This is a genomic window from Micromonospora sp. ATA51, assembly GCF_016802855.1.
Lineage (GTDB): Bacteria > Actinomycetota > Actinomycetes > Mycobacteriales > Micromonosporaceae > Micromonospora > Micromonospora sicca.
Window position 1 is genome coordinate 1 of sequence record NZ_JAEVHJ010000500.1, and the last position, 3106, is coordinate 3106.

Here is a 3106-nt window from a genome sequence, read left to right on the forward strand (position 1 = left end):
GGCCGCGCTGCGGCGCCGCGGCGCCGCGGCGGTCGGCCGGGAGCTGGCCGCGGACGGGGTCGCGCCGGCCTGGCTCCACCTCGACCTCGACGTGCTCGACCCCGGTGCGCTGCCCGCGGTGACCTATCCCGAGCCGGACGGTCTCGACTGGGACGACCTGGTCGCGCTGGTCGGACCGCTGGCCCGGTCCGAACGACTGCTCGGGCTGAGCGTGGCCGACTTCAACGCCGACGAGGACCCCGACGGGCGCCACGCCCGACACGTCGTCGAGGTCCTCTCGGCCGCTCTCGCTTCCTGACCTGCCGGTCAGCGACGACGGTGGCGCATGCCCAGCCGGAGCAGGATGAACCGCAGCGCGGTGGCGGCCAGGGAGGCGCCGAGGCCCCACAGGTAGCGCAGTCCGGTGGCGAGCAGCAGGCCGGCCGCGCCCCAGCCGGGGGTCGACCCGGGTGGGCTCGGGCCGCGGACGGTCGCCGTCGGCGCGGACGGGTTCGGGCTCGGCCGCGGTGGGCTTCGGCGACGCGGCGGGGTCCGCCACGGGCGCCGCGGTGGGCGCCGGCGCGGGCTGCCCGGTCGTGGGCGCGGTCAGCAGGCTCTCTGTTCTGTCCATGCCGGCAGGCCTCGGGCGGCCCGCTGGTCCGGCACCGTGAACGACCTATGCGTCGGCTGTGGAATCCGGCAGCCACACCGTGAAGACCGTGTGGCCGGGGCGGCTGGCCACGTCGACCCGGCGTGGTGGGCCTCCACCACGGCGGCCACGATGGCCAGGCCGAGGCCGGTGCTGCCGTGCGCCCGGGACCGGGAGCTGTCCCCGCGGGCGAACCGCTCGAAGACCTCGTCCTGCAGGTCGGGTGGGATGCCCGGCCCGTCGTCGGCGACGCTCACCTCGACCCCACCGGCGACCGGGGCCAGCCGGGTGGTCACGGTCGTGCCGAACGGGGTGTGCACCCGCGCGTTGGCGAGCAGGTTCGCCACCACCTGGTGCAGCCGGGCCGCGTCCCCGGTCACGGCCATCGGCTCGTCGGGCAGGTCGAGCTGCCAGCGGTGCTCCGGGCCGGCCACGTGCGCGTCGCTGACCGCGTCGACCACCAGCGCGGTCAGGTCGACCGGTTCGGCCGCCAGGGGCCGGCCGGAGTCGAGCCGGGCCAGCAGCAGCAGGTCGTCGACGAGGCTGGTCATCCGGGTGCTCTCCGACTCGACCCGACGCAGCGCGTGGGCCACGTCCGGCGGCACCCGGTCCCGGCCGCGCCGGGCCACCTCGGCGTACCCGCGGATGGCCGCGAGGGGGGTACGCAGCTCGTGGCTGGCGTCGGCGACGAACTGGCGTACCCGCATCTCGCTGGCCTGCCGGGCGGCGAGCGCGGCGGCGACGTGGCCGAGCATCCGGTTCAGCGCGCCGCCCACCTGGCCCACCTCGGTACGCGGGTCGGTGTCGGCCGCCGGCACCCGCACCGACAGCGCCACCTCGCCCCGGTCCAGCGGCAACTCGGTGACGCGGGCGGCGGTTGCGGCGACCCGGTTCAGCGGGCGCAGGGTGGCCCGGACGATGAGCGCGCCGAGGCCGCCCGCGATGAGCAGCCCGGCGGCCACCACGCCGGCCTGGGCGACGATCATCCACATGACCGTCTCCTCCACGCCGGTCAGCGGGATGGCGACGGCGAGCACGTCCCCGTCGGGCGTCCGATGGGCCACCGCGCGATAGTCACCCCCGTCGCCGACCTCGACGGTACGGGGCCGCCCGTCGAGCGGCAGCGCGGACAGCGCGGTGACGTCGGTGGCCGGAACGGTGTCGACTGTCCCGGACTCGGTTCGGGCCGTAGCCGTGGTGACCCCGCAGGCGACCCGCATCGCGATCGAGCCGGGCCGGAAGCCACGCGGCGGCTCCGGCCGGGCTGGTTGCAGGAGTCCGGCCGTCGCGGGTCCCCGGGCTGGCGCAGCCAGGGCGGCAGGTCGCCGGTGCGCCGGTCACCCATGGTGAGCTGGTTGTCGACCTGGGCGATCAGGAAGTGCCGCAGGGCAACCGTGGTGACCCCGCCGATGCCGATGCTGACCAGGGCGAGCAGCGCCACCACGGAGAGGACCAGCCGGCGGCGCAGCGACCAGCCGGCCAGCCGCCGCCGCAGCCGCCCGCGCAGATCACTCCGCGGGCTTGAGGACATACCCCGCGCCGCGCAGCGTGTGGATCATCGGCTCACGGCCCGCGTCGATCTTCTTGCGCAGGTACGAGATGTAGAGCTCGACGACGTTGGCCTGGCCGCCGAAGTCGTAGTTCCAGACCCGGTCGAGGATCTGCGCCTTGCTCAGCACCCGGCGCGGATTGCGCATCAGGTAGCGCAGCAGCTCGAACTCGGTCGCGGTGAGGGTGACCAGATCGCCGCCCCGGCGTACCTCGTGGCTGTCCTCGTCCAGGCTGAGGTCGCCGACGGTGAGCACGGCGTCCTCCCGGGTGGCGACCGCGAAACCGGAGCGGCGCAGCAGCGCGCGCAGCCGGGCGATGACCTCCTCCAGGCTGAACGGCTTGGTGACGTAGTCGTCGCCGCCGACGGTGAGCCCGGCGATCCGCTCCTCCACCGCGTCCCGCGCGGTGAGGAAGAGCACCGGCACGGTCGGGGTCTGCTCGCGCAGCCGGCGCAGCACCTGGAAGCCGTCCAGGTCGGGCAGCATCACGTCGAGCACCACTGCGTCGGGCTGGAACTGCCGGGCCGTGCTCAGCGCCGTCATCCCGTTGACCGCGCTGCGGACCTGCCAGCCCTCGTAGCGCAGGGCCATCGAGAGCAGGTCGGTCAGTGTCGGCTCGTCGTCGACGACGAGCACCCGCACCGGTTCGCCGTCGGGGCGACGCAGCTCGATCCGACCCTGTGTGGCTTGCCCGTCCATGACCATGCCCCCATCGTGGGTCGCTGCGCTGTGCCGGGCCTGTCCCGATCCTGTGTACCAGCTGTGCGGCCCCGCCGGGTCGCCCACACGCGCGCGAGGCCCGCACCCGGCGGTGCGCCGAGGCACAGCGCGGCCACAGGTCCGACCCACCTGCCCTCCAGGCACGGCCCGCAGGCTGGCGGCATGGGACTGGACGGGAGCTGCGAGGTTCGCTGGTGGTGGCGGGACA

2 protein-coding genes and 1 pseudogene are annotated in these 3106 nt (G+C 75.2%); 1 reads left to right on the top strand and 2 read right to left on the bottom strand.

The annotated features are described in order from the left end of the window. Positions 1-298: arginase family protein (locus JNW87_RS36675; RefSeq protein WP_238455299.1), on the top strand; the 298-nt coding region annotated here is incomplete at its 5' end. A 357-nt stretch (positions 299-655) separates the two neighbouring features. On the opposite strand, the pseudogene JNW87_RS36680 reads toward JNW87_RS36675, so the two are convergent. Further along, positions 656-2111, bottom strand: a pseudogene (locus tag JNW87_RS36680) (ATP-binding protein). Between the two features lie 25 nt (positions 2112-2136). Next, complete coding sequence (locus JNW87_RS36685) at positions 2137-2877, bottom strand: response regulator transcription factor (protein WP_109804636.1); 741 nt, start codon at positions 2875-2877, stop codon at positions 2137-2139. Between the last annotated feature and the right edge of the window lie 229 nt (positions 2878-3106).

Coding starts and splice junctions, on each gene's coding strand:
- JNW87_RS36685 (WP_109804636.1), bottom strand. CDS start 2,877: ATGGACGGGCAAGCCACACAGGGTCGGATCGAGCTGCGTCGCCCCGAC.